Origin of the sequence: Streptomyces sp. R21 (assembly GCF_041051975.1) — a bacterium.
In the GTDB taxonomy this organism is placed as follows: domain Bacteria; phylum Actinomycetota; class Actinomycetes; order Streptomycetales; family Streptomycetaceae; genus Streptomyces.
Genome location: NZ_CP163435.1, coordinates 3,114,185 through 3,129,238, shown reverse-complemented (window position 1 = coordinate 3,129,238; position 15,054 = coordinate 3,114,185). Strand labels below are relative to the sequence as shown.

14 protein-coding genes are annotated in these 15,054 nt (G+C 69.9%); 11 read left to right on the top strand and 3 right to left on the bottom strand.

Annotated elements, in window-relative coordinates:
• Positions 1-40: 40 nt before the first annotated feature.
• From AB5J56_RS13905 to mutM, 5 genes are all read left to right on the top strand, one after another.
• Entirely contained in the window at positions 41-1,096 is a 1,056-nt protein-coding gene (locus AB5J56_RS13905; RefSeq protein WP_369233022.1) for a cell division initiation protein, read from the top strand.
• Positions 1,097-1,237: 141 nt separating this feature from the next.
• The gene (locus AB5J56_RS13900; protein WP_369233021.1) at positions 1,238-1,891 is read left to right on the top strand and encodes a DUF177 domain-containing protein; all 654 of its coding nucleotides are present in this window, start codon (positions 1,238-1,240) and stop codon (positions 1,889-1,891) included.
• A 2-nt stretch (positions 1,892-1,893) separates the two neighbouring features.
• Positions 1,894-2,067 (top strand): 50S ribosomal protein L32, encoded by a 174-nt coding sequence (rpmF, locus tag AB5J56_RS13895; protein ID WP_006139588.1) that lies wholly within the window; start codon positions 1,894-1,896, stop codon positions 2,065-2,067.
• Positions 2,068-2,086: 19 nt separating this feature from the next.
• On the top strand, positions 2,087-2,950 hold the full coding sequence (rnc, locus tag AB5J56_RS13890) for a ribonuclease III (RefSeq protein WP_369233020.1): 864 nt from the start codon (positions 2,087-2,089) through the stop codon (positions 2,948-2,950).
• A gap of 99 nt (positions 2,951-3,049) precedes the next feature.
• Positions 3,050-3,910 (top strand): bifunctional DNA-formamidopyrimidine glycosylase/DNA-(apurinic or apyrimidinic site) lyase, encoded by an 861-nt coding sequence (gene mutM / locus AB5J56_RS13885; RefSeq protein WP_369233019.1) that lies wholly within the window; start codon positions 3,050-3,052, stop codon positions 3,908-3,910.
• On the opposite strand, the gene AB5J56_RS13880 is transcribed toward mutM, so the two are convergent.
• On the bottom strand, positions 3,883-4,320 hold the full coding sequence (locus AB5J56_RS13880; RefSeq protein ID WP_369233018.1) for a winged helix-turn-helix transcriptional regulator: 438 nt from the start codon (positions 4,318-4,320) through the stop codon (positions 3,883-3,885). The genes mutM and AB5J56_RS13880 overlap by 28 nt on opposite strands.
• Before the next feature lie 136 nt (positions 4,321-4,456).
• On the opposite strand from AB5J56_RS13880, the gene AB5J56_RS13875 reads away from it, so the two are divergent.
• The gene (locus AB5J56_RS13875) at positions 4,457-5,041 is read left to right on the top strand and encodes a flavodoxin family protein (protein ID WP_369233017.1); all 585 of its coding nucleotides are present in this window, start codon (positions 4,457-4,459) and stop codon (positions 5,039-5,041) included.
• A gap of 70 nt (positions 5,042-5,111) precedes the next feature.
• On the opposite strand, the gene AB5J56_RS13870 is transcribed toward AB5J56_RS13875, so the two are convergent.
• Complete coding sequence (locus AB5J56_RS13870) at positions 5,112-6,080, bottom strand: CAP domain-containing protein (RefSeq protein WP_369242538.1); 969 nt, start codon at positions 6,078-6,080, stop codon at positions 5,112-5,114.
• A 131-nt stretch (positions 6,081-6,211) separates the two neighbouring features.
• Between AB5J56_RS13870 and AB5J56_RS13865 the strand changes: the two genes are divergently transcribed.
• The 4 genes from AB5J56_RS13865 (at position 6,212) to AB5J56_RS13850 (ending at position 12,527) form a co-directional block, all read left to right on the top strand.
• Positions 6,212-6,493 carry an acylphosphatase gene (locus AB5J56_RS13865; RefSeq protein ID WP_369233016.1) on the top strand — a complete coding sequence of 94 codons (282 nt, stop codon included), beginning with the start codon at positions 6,212-6,214 and terminating at the stop codon, positions 6,491-6,493.
• 389 nt (positions 6,494-6,882) lie between these two features.
• The gene (locus tag AB5J56_RS13860; RefSeq protein ID WP_356149383.1) at positions 6,883-7,092 is read left to right on the top strand and encodes a hypothetical protein; all 210 of its coding nucleotides are present in this window, start codon (positions 6,883-6,885) and stop codon (positions 7,090-7,092) included.
• A 218-nt stretch (positions 7,093-7,310) separates the two neighbouring features.
• Positions 7,311-10,862: a chromosome segregation protein SMC gene (gene smc / locus AB5J56_RS13855; RefSeq protein ID WP_369233015.1), complete on the top strand. Its 3,552-nt coding sequence runs from the start codon at positions 7,311-7,313 to the stop codon at positions 10,860-10,862.
• A 249-nt stretch (positions 10,863-11,111) separates the two neighbouring features.
• Positions 11,112-12,527, top strand: coding sequence for a sugar porter family MFS transporter (locus AB5J56_RS13850; protein ID WP_369233014.1), 1,416 nt, complete (start codon positions 11,112-11,114; stop codon positions 12,525-12,527).
• Positions 12,528-12,619: 92 nt separating this feature from the next.
• Here the strand turns inward: AB5J56_RS13850 and AB5J56_RS13845 are convergent, their stop codons facing one another.
• A complete protein-coding gene (locus tag AB5J56_RS13845) occupies positions 12,620-13,600 on the bottom strand; it encodes an LLM class flavin-dependent oxidoreductase (protein ID WP_369233013.1) in 981 nt (326 codons plus the stop codon).
• A gap of 172 nt (positions 13,601-13,772) precedes the next feature.
• On the opposite strand from AB5J56_RS13845, the gene ftsY reads away from it, so the two are divergent.
• The gene (ftsY, locus tag AB5J56_RS13840) at positions 13,773-14,975 is read left to right on the top strand and encodes a signal recognition particle-docking protein FtsY (protein ID WP_369233012.1); all 1,203 of its coding nucleotides are present in this window, start codon (positions 13,773-13,775) and stop codon (positions 14,973-14,975) included.
• Positions 14,976-15,054 lie beyond the last annotated feature (79 nt).

Genomic DNA, 15,054 nt, shown 5'->3' with positions numbered 1-15,054 from the left:
GTCCGTCTCCATCACAGCTGTAGAGAGTGGCGAGCACACGGTGGACGTGCAGAAGAAGCTCGATGAGATCGTCTCGTCGGTGTCCGGCGCCCGGTCGATGCCCATGTCGGCCTCGTGCGTGGTCAACCGCGCCGAGCTGCTCTCGATGCTCGAAGAAGTGCGCCAGGCACTGCCCGGCTCCCTCGCCCAGGCCCAGGAGCTCATCGGCGACCAGGAGCACATGGTCGAGCAGGCCCGCCAGGAGGCCCAGCGGATCATCGAGACCGCGCACGCCGAGCGCGGCTCCCTGATCTCCGACACCGAGGTCGCCCGCCGCTCCCAGAACGAGGCCGAGCGCATCCTCGCCGAGGCCCGCCAGGAGGCCGAGCAGGTCCGCGCGGAGGCCGACGACTACGTCGACTCCAAGCTCGCCAACTTCGAGGTCGTCCTCACCAAGACCCTCGGCTCCGTCGGCCGCGGCCGCGAGAAGCTCCTCGGCACCGGCCCCGGCACCGACGAGCAGGGCTACGAGGACGAGGACGCCCCCGAGCGCAGCCACGACCCCGAGACGCTGCGCCGCAACGCCGACGAATACGTCGACGTGAAGCTCGGCGCCTTCGAGGCCGTCCTCGCCAAGACCCTGGAGGCGGTCGGCCGCGGCCGCCAGACGCTGCACGGCCGGATCGCCAGCGACGACCTGAGCGACCTGGGCGACGACGGGACGTCCGGCGCGCACACCAGCGACGCCGACTACCTGGCCGGCCTCGCGGACCTCTCGGACGCCCCCGCCCCCGCGGAACAGCCGCAGGACCCGTACGGCTACCAGCAGCAGGCCGCCCCCCAGCCGGTGGACGCCTACGGCTACCAGCAGCAGTACGCCCAGCAGGACCCGTACGGCTACCAGCAGGCCGATCCGTACGCCGCGTACCCGCAGCAGGGCTACGACCAGCAGCAGGCGGCGTACGACCAGAACGCCGTCAACCACGGGCAGCAGGCCTACGCCCAGCCCGAGCCGCAGCAGCAGACGCACGCCCTGGACGAGACCAGCCTCTTCGACACGGGCATGATCAGCGCGGAGCAGCTGCGGGCCTACGAACAGGGGCGCGGCGGCCACTGAGGCCGGTACCGGGCACCGGATTGGGCCGATGGCGAAAGGTCCAGTATCCTGGCTCTTCGGTCGCGCGTACGTCCGCGATCACAGCTGCCCGGGAACACCAGGGGCGGCAACCCCCACGAGTTTCGAAGATCGAAAGCAGGAATGGCCCTGAACGCCCGCCTTGACCACCGCAACCCTCTCGTGTTCGACACACACGAGCTGGGGCGGCGTCCTGGCGCGCTGCAGCGCCTGACCCGCACGATCGACGCTCCCAAGGACTTCGGTATCGAGGGAGTCATCGGAGTGCCGGAAGGCGCCCCGGTGGAACTTGAGCTCCGGCTCGAGTCGGTCATGGAAGGGGTGCTTGTCACAGGCACCGCCCGTGCACTGGCCAAGGGGGAGTGCGTAAGGTGTCTGGAGCCGCTAGAGCTGGCGCTCGAAACGGACTTCCAGGAGATGTTCTCGTACCCTGACGCCGACGACCGGGGCCGCCCCAAAGCGGAACCGGCCGACGACGCCGAGGAAGACGAGGACACGCTCTTCATCGAGGACGGCCTGTTCGACCTCGAACCCGTGCTGCGTGATGCGGTAGTGCTCGCACTGCCGATGCAGCCGGTGGATCAGGACGACTGCCCCGGCCTGTGCTCCCAGTGCGGAGTGCGGCTCGCGGACGACCCGGACCACCACCACGACGCCGTCGACATCCGTTGGGCGGCACTGCAGGGACTCGCTGGTTCATCCGGAGACGGCGAGAAGGACGAGTTGAGCGGCGACGCGCCTCTATCAGCGCCCGTCGACGAGAAGCAGGAGAAGTAGCCGTGGCTGTTCCGAAGCGGAAGATGTCGCGCAGCAACACGCGCCACCGCCGGTCGCAGTGGAAGGCTGCGGTCCCCACCCTGGTTGCGTGCGAGCGCTGCCACGAGCCCAAGCTGCAGCACATCGCGTGCCCCGCTTGCGGCACCTACAACAAGCGCCAGGTCCTCGAGGTCTGAGCGGCTGGTGAGAGGTCTGATGTCTGACGCCAAGGCGGATTCAAACGCCAAGAAAAAGGCGGACAACACAGCCTCGTCCCACACGCTTCTGGAAGGGCGGCTCGGGTACAAGCTCGAGTCCGCCCTTCTGGTGCGTGCGCTGACCCACCGTTCGTACGCATACGAGAACGGCGGTCTGCCGACCAACGAGCGTCTGGAGTTCCTCGGGGACTCCGTACTCGGCCTCGTGGTCACGGACACGCTGTATCGCACCCACCCCGACCTGCCCGAAGGCCAACTGGCCAAGTTGCGGGCCGCGGTGGTCAACTCGCGTGCGCTGGCGGAGGTCGGTCGTGGTCTCGAACTGGGCTCCTTCATCCGGCTCGGCCGTGGTGAAGAGGGCACGGGAGGCCGGGACAAGGCGTCCATCCTCGCCGACACCCTTGAAGCGGTGATCGGCGCTGTCTATCTCGACCAGGGTCTCGACGCGGCGGGCGAACTCGTCCACCGTCTCTTCGACCCGCTGATCGAGAAGTCATCGAATCTCGGTGCCGGCCTGGACTGGAAGACCAGTCTCCAGGAGCTCACCGCGACCGAGGGGCTCGGGGTTCCCGAGTACCTGGTCTCGGAGACCGGTCCGGATCACGAGAAGACCTTTACTGCTGCCGCCCGCGTCGGAGGCGTCTCGTACGGCACCGGCACCGGCCGCAGCAAGAAGGAGGCGGAGCAGCAGGCCGCGGAGTCCGCGTGGCGTGCGATCCGTTCCGCCGCGGACGAACGCGCGAAGTCGGCCCGGGCCGCCGAGCAGGCAGCCCAGGCTGCCGAGGCGTCGGCCCAGGTCACCGAGGAGACTGTCGACACCGACACCCCCTCGGTTCCGGCGAGCGACCCGGCCACGGCCTGAATCCTTCGTAACCGGTCTTGCAGGAGTAGGCGAAGTATCCGAGACCCGTCGTACCGCGTCCGCGGCGCGACGGGTCTCGTTCCCTTCCGGAGGAGCGCCGTGCCCGAGTTGCCCGAGGTCGAAGTCGTCCGGCGCGGCCTGGAACGCTGGGTCAGCGGGCGGGCGGTGAAGACCGTCGAGGTACGGCATCCGCGGGCCGTCCGGCGGCATCTGGCGGGGCCCGAGGGCTTCGCGAAGGCGCTCGCGGGGCATCGCGTGGGCGAGGCCAGGCGCCGCGGCAAGTACCTGTGGCTGCCGCTCGACGACTCGCCGTTCTCCGTGCTCGCGCACCTCGGTATGAGCGGTCAGCTCCTGGTGCAGCCCGAGGACGCCCCGGACGAGAAGCACCTGCGCGTCCGCATCCGGTTCGAGGACGCTCTCGGCACCGAGCTGCGCTTCGTCGACCAGCGCACCTTCGGCGGGCTCTCCCTGCACGAGAACACCCCCGACGGTCTCCCGGACGTCATCGCACACATCGCGCGCGACCCGCTGGATCCCCTGTTCGACGACACCGCGTTCCACAAGGCCCTGCGCGCCCGGCGCACGACCATCAAGCGCGCACTGCTCGACCAGTCACTGATCAGTGGAGTCGGCAACATCTACGCCGACGAGGCGCTCTGGCGCTCCAAGCTGCACTACGAGCGCCCCGCGGACACCTTCACCCGGCCGCGCACCACCGAGCTGCTCGGCCACATCCGCGACGTCATGAACGACGCGCTCGCGGCCGGCGGCACCAGCTTCGACAGCCTGTACGTCAACGTCAACGGCGAGTCGGGCTACTTCGACCGGTCGCTCGACGCGTACGGGCGCGAGGGCGAGCCCTGCCGCCGGTGCGGGACGCCGATGCGCCGGCGCGCGTGGATGAACCGGTCCAGCTACTTCTGCCCGCGCTGTCAGCGGGCGCCGCGCGCCTCGTCGTAGGACTCGCGGGCCGCCAGGACGTCGTCCATCCGGCCCTCCACGAAGCGGATGAGGCCCAGCAGGCGCTCGGCGATCTCCTCGCCGAGCGGTGTGAGCCGGTAGTCGACGCGCGGCGGATTGGTGGGCTGTGCCTCGCGGTGCACCAGGCCGTCGCGCTCCAGCGCGTGCAGGGTCTGGGAGAGCATCTTCTCGCTGACGCCGTCGACGCGCCGGCGCAGTTCGTTGAAGCGGAACGAGCCGTCGTGCAGCGCGCCCAGCGTGAGCGCCCCCCAGCGTCCGGTGACGTGCTCCAGCGTGCCCCGGGACGGGCAGCTCCTGGCGAACACGTCGAACGCGAGGTCCCTGACATCGTCGAACGCGGTGCTCTCGCCGCTCTCGGTGCGTTCAGCGGCCTGCGCGAGGTTTTCCATACGCGGAGCATACTCCGATACAGCGCTAACCAGAAGGTTGCACTAACTAGAAGTTAGTGCTTTCCTTTTATTATCGCCACCGAGCAGCGGCTTCCTTCTGGGTGCTGTTCGTGACCGCTTTCAAGGAGTACCCATCGTGACCACGCCCGTCGTCTCCATCGCCTATCACTCCGGCTACGGCCACACGGCCGTCCTCGCCGAGGCGGTCCGCTCGGGTGCCGCCGACGCCGGCGCCGAGGTGCACCTCATCAACGTCGCCGAGATCACCGAGGAGCAGTGGGCGGCCCTCGACGCCTCGGACGCGATCGTCTTCGGCTCGCCGACCTACATGGGCACCGCGTCCGGCGCCTTCCACGTCTTCGCGGAGGCGTCCTCGAAGCGCTGGTTCGGGCTGGACTGGAAGGACAAGCTGGCCGCCGGGTTCACCAACTCCGGCTCCAAGAGCGGTGACAAGCTGCACACCCTGCAGTTCTTCCAGATCCTCGCCGCACAGCACGGCATGCACTGGGTCAACCTCGGCCTGCACCCGGGCTGGAACACCAGCGAGGCCTCCGAGCACGACCTCAACCGTCTCGGCGTCTTCGCGGGCGCGGCCGCCCAGACCAACAACGACGAGGGCCCCGACGCCGTCCACAAGGCCGACGTGGCCACCGCCGAACACCTCGGACGCCGTGTCACGGAGACGGCACGCACCTTCGCCCGGGGCCGCGCGGCCGCGTAACCCGCACCGCCCGCATACGCGAATGCCCCGGACGGCGACAGCCGTTCCGGGGCATCCGTGTGAGTGAGGGTCAGTAGCCGAAGTCCTGCGTCCACCAAGGGCCGCCGGAGCCCATGTGGACGCCCACGCCGAGAGTCTTGAAGTCGCAGTTCAGGATGTTGGCGCGGTGGCCGGGGCTGTTCATCCAGGCGTCCATCACGGCGGCCGCGTCGGCCTGGCCGCGGGCGATGTTCTCGCCGCCCAGGCTGGTGATGCCGGCCTTCGCCGCCCGGTCCCAGGGGCTCGCGCCGCTCGGGTCGGTGTGGTCGAAGAAGCCGCGCGCGGCCATGTCCTCGCTGAAGGCCGAGGCCAGATCCGACAGCGCGCTGTTCGCCGACACCGGGCTGCAGCCGACCTTGGACCGCTCCACGTTGACCAGCTTGAGCACCTCGGCCGAGGCCGCGGCCTCGGCGGACACCGTCACCGGGGCGGTGGTCTTCGGAGCCTTCGTGGCCGTCTTGCCCGGCTTCGAAGGGGTCTTGGTCTTGCTCGGCTTGGCGGCGGGCTCCTTCGAGGGCGTCTTCTTCGCGGGAGCGGTGGTCGACGCCGACGCCGATGGGGAGGGCGAGGAAGACGGCGAGGAGGCGCGGTCGGCGTCCCGGCTCGTCGACTGGTCGTCGTCGCGGTCGTCCGCGCTGCCCGACGTACCGCCCAGCTGCGTCTGCACGCTCGACGGGGAGCCCGCGGCCTGCACCTTGTCGGAGTTGCCGCTGCCACCCCCGAGGGCGTAGTTGTCGCTGCCCGGGAGCACGCCGGTCGCCACGGCGACGGTGCCCAGGGCCACTGCGGCCGAGACGCCGAGCAGGCCGGTGCGCACCGGCGTCACGGCTTTCTTCCTCCGGCGGTGTGTACGGCTGCCGGCCGGGGTAGTACTGGCCATGGCGTAGCCGTAGAGGTTCTCGGGGCCGTAGCTCTCCGTGAGGTCCGTGTGTGTATCCGTGACCCCGGTGGCGCGGCCTGTGGCGGCGCGGCCGGCGGCAGCGCGTCGGTGGCGTCCCATCTCCTGGCCTTCCTCGTCCTTGCGGGCAACGTGCCTCACCCGAACGAGTGAGGCTCATTGGGTCGGGACGGTACCCCATGGCGCAAGTGGAGGAAGTGCTCCGAGTGCAATTGGCCCGTTAGCGTGCACCCATGAACGAGGATGCACGGCTCGTGGCGTGGGTGCGCGGACGGGTCCAAGGCGTGGGTTTCCGCTGGTACACACGGGCCAGGGCGCTGGAGATCGGCAGGCTGAGTGGCTTTGCTCTCAATTTGGACGACGGACGGGTCCAAGTGGTCGCCGAGGGCCCACGGGACGGATGTCAGGCTCTGCTCGACTGGCTCCAGGGCGACGACACACCCGGGCGTGTGGACGGAGTGACTGAGATCTGGGACACGCCCCGCGGCCACTACGACAGCTTCGCGATCCGCTGATGTTTTCGACGACAACACCCCAGGCCGGGGGAGTGCGGTATGCCAGGCGCACGTGCCCGCGACAGAAATGACCTGGTGGTTGCCAAGAACGGCTCGTCGTGGGAGGCTCCGCAAGTAACGGTGATCTCCCCGCCCTCAGGGTCCCGCAGGAGTCGCAGCGCAGCCGTTTCAGAGCCGCGCGCCCCCGGGTTGCCCGCCAATACAGGGCGTGATCGTGTTGACCGTCAAACTTTTTGGTGAGACGCTGAAAGCCCCGCGCACCTTAGCTGTTTGGCATGTGGAACGGCAGCAAGAATTTAGCAAGTGTCAAGCATCGCGGGTGCGATTCCCTCACGACCTATCGACCCACACCGCATCGGTCGGTCACTCAGTGTGGAGGACCATCCATCATGGCAAAGGCGCTTCTCGGTTACGTCGGCGGCTCCGACCCGCGACTCATCGCCGAGATGCGACGGCTCCAGCAGCGCGTCCAGGACCTCGAATCCGAACTCGTACGGATTCAGGCCGAGAACGACGCGCTCGCGGCTGCCGCTTCTCACGACTCGGACTCGCTTCTCGACAGCATTGACGTACCCCAGGCGGAGCCTGCGCTCACCTGATCACTGCACCTCGTAGCACCACTATGACAGCGGTGGTTGGGCTGCCCGTATTCAGCCGCTCAGTTGTCAGAGTTGCAAGGGACGCCGCTCAGGCGTCCCTTCTTTCTTGCCCCCGTGCACGCTTCCACTCTCTTTAACGTCTGGTGTGCCCTGCACGTTCATGTGTGAAACCGCGCGTTCATGGAGTGAGATACGGGCGGAAGGTAGAGTCCAGCGGCGTGCACCTCAAGGCCCTGACCCTGCGCGGGTTCAAATCGTTCGCCTCGGCCACCACGCTGCGGTTCGAGCCGGGCATCACGTGCGTCGTCGGTCCCAACGGCTCGGGCAAGTCCAATGTCGTGGACGCGCTCAGCTGGGTGATGGGCGAACAGGGTGCCAAGTCGCTGCGCGGCGGCAAGATGGAGGACGTCATCTTCGCCGGCACCACCGGTCGGCCGCCGCTCGGCCGGGCCGAGGTGTCTCTCACCATCGACAACTCCGACGGCGCGCTGCCCATCGAGTACGCCGAGGTCACCATCACGCGGATCATGTTCCGCAACGGCGGCAGCGAGTACCAGATCAACGGCGACACCTGCCGCCTCCTCGACATCCAGGAACTGCTGTCCGACTCCGGCATCGGCCGCGAGATGCACGTCATCGTCGGCCAGGGCCAGCTCGACTCCGTTCTGCACGCCGATCCGATGGGCCGCCGCGCCTTCATCGAGGAGGCCGCGGGCGTCCTCAAGCACCGCAAGCGCAAGGAGAAGGCGCTGCGGAAGCTGGACGCGATGCAGGCCAACCTCGCGCGTGTGCAGGACCTGACGGACGAGCTCAGAAGGCAGCTCAAACCCCTTGGGCGGCAGGCCGCCGTCGCCCGCCGCGCCGCCGTCATCCAGGCCGACCTGCGCGACGCCCGGCTGCGGCTGCTCGCCGACGATCTCGTACGACTCCGCAGCGCGTTGCAGACCGAGGTGGCCGACGAGGCCGCGCTCAAGGAACGCAAGGACGCCGCCGAGGCCGAGCTGAAGAAGGCACTCCAGCGCGAAGCGCTGCTGGAGGACGAGGTACGGCAGCTCACCCCGCGCCTCCAGCGCGCCCAGCAGACCTGGTACGAGCTGTCGCAGCTCGCCGAGCGGGTGCGCGGCACGGTCTCGCTGGCCGACGCCCGCGTCAAGAGCGCCTCGTCCGCTCCGCCCGAGGAGCGGCGCGGGCGCGAGCCCGAGGACATGGAGCGCGAGGCCGCCCGGATCCGCGAGCAGGAGGCCGAGCTCGAAGCGGCTCTGGAGGCGGCCGAGCATGCGCTGGAGGACACGGTCGCGCACCGCGCCGACCTGGAGCGCGAGTTGACGGCCGAGGAGCGGCGCCTGAAGGACGTGGCCCGCGCGATCGCCGACCGCCGCGAGGGGCTCGCCCGGCTGAACGGCCAGGTCAACGCCGCCCGTTCGCGGGCCGCCTCCGCCCAGGCCGAGATCGACCGGCTCGCCGCCGCCCGAGACGAGGCCCAGGAGCGCGCGGTCACGGCGCAGGAGGAGTACGAGCAGCTCAAGGCCGAGGTCGACGGACTGGACGCGGGCGACGAGGAACTGAGCGCCCGGCACGACGAGGCCAGGCACGCCCTCGCCGAGGCCGAGGCCGCGCTGACGGCGGCCCGCGAGGCGGCCACCACGGCGGAACGCCGGCGCGCCGCGACCCGGGCGCGCCACGAGGCACTCGCCCTGGGCCTGCGCCGCAAGGACGGTACGGGGGCGCTGCTCGGCGCGAAGGACCGGCTCACCGGCCTGCTCGGCCCCGCCGCCGAACTCCTCTCGGTCGCCCCCGGCTACGAGGTCCCCCTGGCCGCCGCCTTCGGCACCGCCGCGGACGCCATCGCCGTGACCACCCCGGCCGCCGCGGCCGAGGCCATCCGCCTGCTCCGCAAGCAGGACGCGGGGCGGGCGGCGCTGCTGCTGGCGGGCACCGCCGACGTACCTCTCGAAGAGCGTCACGACGGGCCGCCGTACGCCGCCGACCTCGTCCGTGGACCCGAGGAACTGATGCCTGCCGTACGGCGGTTGCTGCGGGGGATTGTCGTCGTCGGCACCCTGGAGGACGCCGAGGACCTGGTGTACGCCCGGCCCGAGGTGACCGCTGTCACCGCTGAAGGGGATCTGCTCGGGGCGCACTTCGCGCACGGTGGGTCGGCCGGGGCGCCGAGTCTGCTGGAGGTGCAGGCGTCCGTCGACGAGGCCGCGGCCGAGCTGGAGGAGCTGGCCGTGCGGTGCGAGGAGCTCGCCGGGGCGCAGCACCGGGCGGCCGAGCGGCGCGGGGAGTGTGCCGGGCTCGTGGAGGAGCTGGGCGAGCGGCGCCGGGCCGCCGAGCGGGAGAAGTCGTCCGTGGCGCAGCAGCTGGGGCGGCTGGCCGGGCAGGCCCGCGGCGCCGCGGGGGAGGCCGAGCGGAGCACCGCGGCCGCGGTGCGGGCGCAGGACGCGCTCGACCGGGCCCTGGAGGAGGCGGAAGAGCTGGCCGAACGGCTCGCCGTCGCCGAGGAGATGCCGGTGGAGGAGGAGCCCGACACCGGTGTACGGGACCGACTCGCGGCGGACGGTGCCAACGCGCGGCAGACCGAGATGGAGGCACGCCTCCAGGTGCGCACGCACGAGGAGCGGGTCAAGGGGCTCGCCGGGCGGGCCGACTCGCTGGACCGGGCCGCGCGCGCGGAACGGGAGGCACGCGCGCGTGCGGAGCAGCGCCGCGCCCGGCTGCGCCACGAGGCCGCCGTCGCCGAGGCCGTCGCCTCCGGCGCCCGACAGCTCCTTGCGCACGTCGAGGTCTCCCTCGCGCGCGCCGAGGAGGAGCGCACCGCCGCGGACGCCGCCAAGGCCCGGCGCGAGCAGGAGCTGGGCCAGGCGCGTGCCCGGGGCCGCGACCTGAAGGCGGAGCTCGACAAACTGACGGATTCGGTTCACCGCGGTGAGGTACTCGGCGCCGAGAAGCGGCTGCGGATCGAGCAGCTGGAGTCGAAGGCGCTGGAGGAACTCGGTGTGGAACCGGCGGGGCTTGTCGCGGACTACGGTCCCGACCAGCTCGTGCCGCCCTCGCTCCCCGCCGAGGGCGAGGAGCTGCCCGAGGATCCGGAGCATCCGCGCAACCAGCCCCGGCAGTTCCACCGCGCCGAGCAGGAGAAGCGGCTCAAGTCAGCCGAACGGGCGTACCAGCAGCTGGGAAAGGTCAACCCGCTCGCCCTGGAGGAGTTCGCCGCGCTGGAGGAACGGCACAAGTTCCTCAGCGAGCAGCTGGAGGACCTGAAGAAGACGCGTGCCGACCTGCTTCAGGTGGTGAAGGAGGTCGACGAGCGTGTCGAACAGGTCTTCACCGAGGCGTACCGGGACACGGCGGTGCAGTTCGAGGGCGTCTTCAGCCGGCTGTTCCCCGGCGGCGAGGGACGGCTGATCCTGACCGATCCCGACAACATGCTCACCACGGGCGTGGACGTCGAGGCGCGGCCCCCGGGCAAGAAGGTCAAGCGGCTCAGTCTGCTCTCCGGCGGTGAGCGGTCGCTGACCGCCGTGGCGTTGCTCGTGTCGATCTTCAAGGCCCGGCCCAGCCCGTTCTATGTGATGGACGAGGTCGAGGCGGCGCTCGACGACACCAACCTGCAGCGGCTGATCCGCATCATGCAGGAGCTGCAGGAGGCCTCGCAGCTGATCGTCATCACGCACCAGAAGCGGACGATGGAGGTCGCCGACGCGCTGTACGGCGTCTCCATGCAGGGCGACGGTGTGTCGAAGGTCATCAGCCAGCGTCTGCGCTAGATGCGTGTAGCTGACACCGTTCCTCACCTGCGCTTCTTGTTGGCTTCAAAACTTGAACACAAGATGGTCACCTCTCAGGCGCAAGTTCCAGGTTGATGGCCACTTGACTTCGAAACTTGAAGGCATAGTCTCTGCAACGTTGCTTTTACCTTCAGGTGGTGGGCGGCATGAAGGTATGCGCCACTTGAACCACCGAGAAGGGCTCGCCCCCACCCCCGGCAGCGAGGCCGGTGGCCCGAGGAGTTACCTGTGACCAGCACTGCGCCCCCCAAGTCAGGAGCCCGAGCAGCTCACCCCGAGCATCTCGGCCATGTCATCTTCATCGCCGCGGCGGCTGCGATGGGCGGCTTCCTCTTCGGTTACGACAGTGCCGTGATCAACGGCGCCGTCGAGGCGATCCGGTCCCGCTACGACATCGGATCGGCAGCCCTGGCGCAGGTCATCGCCATCGCGCTGATCGGCTGTGCGATCGGTGCCGCGACCGCCGGCCGCATAGCCGACCGCATCGGCCGTATCCGCTGCATGCAGATCGCCGCCGCGCTGTTCACGATCAGCGCCGTCGGTTCCGCGCTGCCCTTCGCGCTGTGGGACCTGGCCTTCTGGCGCATCATCGGCGGCTTCGGCATCGGTATGGCCTCCGTGATCGGCCCCGCCTACATCGCAGAGGTCGCCCCCGCCGCGTACCGCGGCCGCCTCGGCGCCTTCCAGCAGGCCGCGATCGTCATCGGCATCGCCCTCTCGCAGCTCGTCAACTGGGGCATCCTGAACGCCGCGGGCGGCGACCAGCGCGGCACGCTCATGGGCGTCGAGGCCTGGCAGGTCATGCTCGGCGTCATGGTCATCCCGGCCGTCCTCTACGGTCTGCTCTCCTTCGCGATCCCCGAGTCCCCGCGCTTCCTGATCTCCGCCGGCAAGGACGAGCGCGCTCGTGAGGTGCTGAAGGAGGTCGAGGGCGAGAGCATCGACCTCGACGCCCGTGTCGCCGAGATCGAGCACGCCATGAAGAGCGAGCACAAGTCGACCTTCAAGGACCTGCTCGGCGGCGGCTTCTTCTTCAAGCCGATCGTCTGGATCGGTATCGGCCTCTCGGTCTTCCAGCAGTTCGTAGGCATCAACGTCGCGTTCTACTACTCCTCGACGCTGTGGCAGTCGGTCGGCGTCGACCCGTCGGACTCGTTCTTCTACTCCTTCACGACGTCGATCATCAACATCGTCGGCACCGTGATCGCCATGATCTTCGTCGACCGGATCGGCCGTAAGCCGCTCGCGCTCATCGGCTCCGTCGGCATGGTCATCGGTCTCGGCCTCGAGGCCTGGGCCTTCTCCTTCGACCTCGTGGACGGCAAGCTGCCGGCCGCACAGGGCTGGACCGCCCTGATCGCCGCCCACGTCTTCGTCCTCTTCTTCGCCCTCTCCTGGGGTGTCGTGGTCTGGGTCTTCCTCGGCGAGATGTTCCCGAACAAGATCCGCGCCGCCGCGCTGGGCGTCGCCGCCTCCGCACAGTGGATCGCCAACTGGGCCATCACCGCGAGCTTCCCGTCGCTGGCCGACTGGAACCTCTCCGCGACCTACGTGATCTACACGATCTTCGCCGCGCTCTCCATCCCCTTCGTGCTCAAGTTCGTGAAGGAGACGAAGGGCAAGGCCCTGGAGGAGATGGGCTAGGCCTCGTAGCAGAGGCTCCCCGAAGCTCGGGGAGAAGGGCCAAGTCCCCGCTGCCCCTCTCCTCGTACTCGTAAGAGACGTACCGCCCCGGCTCAGCCCTCGAGGTCCTTGAGCCGGGGCAGCACGTTTTCGCAGAACAGGTGCAGGCTGCGCCAGCCCTCGTCGACCGGCATACCACCGGACAGCGGATGCAGGACATAGCTGGCCAGACCCTGCGCGACGCACTCGTCCGGCGTGACGATCCGGTAGACGCCCTCGGCGCGCAGCTCGCCGACCGTCGTGGCCGCCGACTTCACCGCCGAGCGGATGTCACCCGACTGCCAGGAGGCGTAGGTCCGCGCCTCGTGCAGGAAGTGCTCGCCGTACTCCGCCCAGGCCCGGTCCGGGTCCTCGGCGACGTGCAGCAGCGGAGTCTCCGCCGCGGGCATCATGGTCCAGCCCTCGGTGCCGTACTCGACGAGCAGCTCCTTGTAGTACGACTCCAGCCCCGGCAGGTGCGCGCTCGGGAAGAACGGCAGCCCGAGCCGGGCGGCGCGGCGGGCCGCGGCCTTCGAGGAGCCGCCGACCAGCAGCAGGGGATGGGGCTCGGAGTACGGCCGCGGGGTGACCCGGACCGTGCGGCCCCGGTACTCGAACTCCTCGCCCGTCCACGCCTTCAGCACCGTCTCCAGCAGCTCGTCCTGGAGCCTGCCGCGCCTCTTCCAGTCGACGTCGAAGAGGGCGTACTCCTCGGGCCGGTAGCCGATCCCGGCCACGGTGACCAGCCGGCCGCCGCTCAGCAGATCGAGCACGGCGATGTCCTCGGCCAGCCGCAGCGGATCGTGCAGCGGGCCGATGATCGCCGACACGGTGACCGCGAGACGGCGGGTCGCGCCGAAGACCGCGCCCGCGAAGGCGAACGGCGAGGGCAGCCAGTTGTTGGCGACCCCGTGGTGCTCCTCCGTCTGCACGGTGGTGATGCCGCGGTCGTCGGCGTACGCGGCCATCTCGACCGCCGCCTTGTAGCGGGCGCTCAGCGACGCGGGCGTGGCGTCGGGGTCTACGAGGTTGAAGCGGACGACGGTCACGGGCATGGGGGACCCCCTTCACCGGCGGGTGGGAGGGGGACATTAGCTGACGGGGTGTCAGGTAACCAGACGTGTGAGCTCGCGAAGTCGGACGACGGCCCGCCCCGGCGCGCGGGGGCGTGCACCCCGGGGCGGAGAGCGAACGGTCTGCCGGGAGGTCACGCATACTGGGGACGTTATGGAAACCGTCATCCTTGCTGTAGTCATCGCCGTGGTCGTGATCGGCGCGCTCGGCGGGCTCGTCATCGGCAGTCGCAGAAAGAAGCCGCTGCCTCCCGAGGCGCCCACCACGACGCCCGACATCACCGCCCCTCCGGCCGAGCCGCACGTAGGCGACGAGGCCGAGACACCGCGCGAAGAACCGCGCCGCACGATCGAGGAGGTGGACCTCCCGGACGCCTCGGCGGCAGCCCCCGTCGTCGTCGAGGAGCCGCCCGCCCCGGCGATCGAGGTCCCCGAGCCGACCGCCGGCCGGCTCATCCGCCTGCGCGCACGGCTCTCCCGCTCACAGAACGCGCTCGGCAAGGGGCTGCTCACGCTGCTCTCGCGCGAGCACCTCGACGAGGACACCTGGGAGGAGATCGAGGACACGCTGCTCACCGCCGACGTCGGCGTGCAGCCCACCCAGGAGCTGGTCGAGCGCCTGCGCGAGCGGGTGAAGGTGCTCGGCACCCGCACGCCCGATGAGCTGCGCGCGCTGCTGCGCGAGGAGCTGATCGTGCTGCTCGAGCCCGCGTTCGACCGCGCGGTCAACACCGATTCGCCGCTCGACACCCCCGGCATCGTGATGGTCGTCGGTGTCAACGGCACCGGCAAGACCACCACCACCGGCAAGCTCGCGCGCGTGCTCGTCGCCGACGGCAAGAACGTGGTGCTCGGTGCCGCCGACACCTTCCGTGCCGCCGCCGCCGACCAGCTGCAGACCTGGGGCGAGCGCGTCGGCGCCCGCACCGTGCGCGGACCCGAGGGCGGCGACCCCGCTTCGATCGCCTTCGACGCGGTCAAGGAGGGGATCGAGTCGGGCGCCGACGCCGTCCTCATCGACACCGCGGGCCGGCTGCACACGAAGACCGGGCTCATGGACGAGCTCGGCAAGGTCAAGCGCGTCGTCGAGAAGCACGCCCCGCTCGACGAGGTGCTGCTCGTCCTCGACGCGACCACCGGGCAGAACGGCCTCGTCCAGGCGCGCGTCTTCGCCGAGGTCGTCGACATCACCGGCATCGTGCTGACCAAGCTCGACGGCACGGCCAAGGGCGGCATCGTCATCGCCGTCCAGCGCGAGCTGGGCGTACCGGTCAAGCTGGTGGGTCTGGGCGAGGGCGCCGACGACCTGGCGCCGTTCGAGCCGGAGGCGTTCGTGGATGCGCTGATCGGAGAGTAGAGCGCATACGAAAATTCGTAGGTGCAAGAAGCGCCCGCCCCCAAGGTGCAGTTGGGGACGGGCGCTTCGCTGTGTGGTG

Excerpts from the sequence above, each read along its gene's own strand:
- AB5J56_RS13865 (WP_369233016.1), top strand. The coding sequence starts at position 6,212 with ATGAACGAGGATGCACGGCTCGTGGCGTGGGTGCGCGGACGGGTCCAA.
- AB5J56_RS13845 (WP_369233013.1), bottom strand. The coding sequence starts at position 13,600 with ATGCCCGTGACCGTCGTCCGCTTCAACCTCGTAGACCCCGACGCCACG.
- AB5J56_RS13900 (WP_369233021.1), top strand. The coding sequence starts at position 1,238 with ATGGCCCTGAACGCCCGCCTTGACCACCGCAACCCTCTCGTGTTCGAC.
- AB5J56_RS13880 (WP_369233018.1), bottom strand. The coding sequence starts at position 4,320 with ATGGAAAACCTCGCGCAGGCCGCTGAACGCACCGAGAGCGGCGAGAGC.
- rnc (WP_369233020.1), top strand. The coding sequence starts at position 2,087 with ATGTCTGACGCCAAGGCGGATTCAAACGCCAAGAAAAAGGCGGACAAC.
- AB5J56_RS13870 (WP_369242538.1), bottom strand. The coding sequence starts at position 6,080 with ATGGGACGCCACCGACGCGCTGCCGCCGGCCGCGCCGCCACAGGCCGC.
- AB5J56_RS13860 (WP_356149383.1), top strand. The coding sequence starts at position 6,883 with ATGGCAAAGGCGCTTCTCGGTTACGTCGGCGGCTCCGACCCGCGACTC.
- ftsY (WP_369233012.1), top strand. The coding sequence starts at position 13,773 with ATGGAAACCGTCATCCTTGCTGTAGTCATCGCCGTGGTCGTGATCGGC.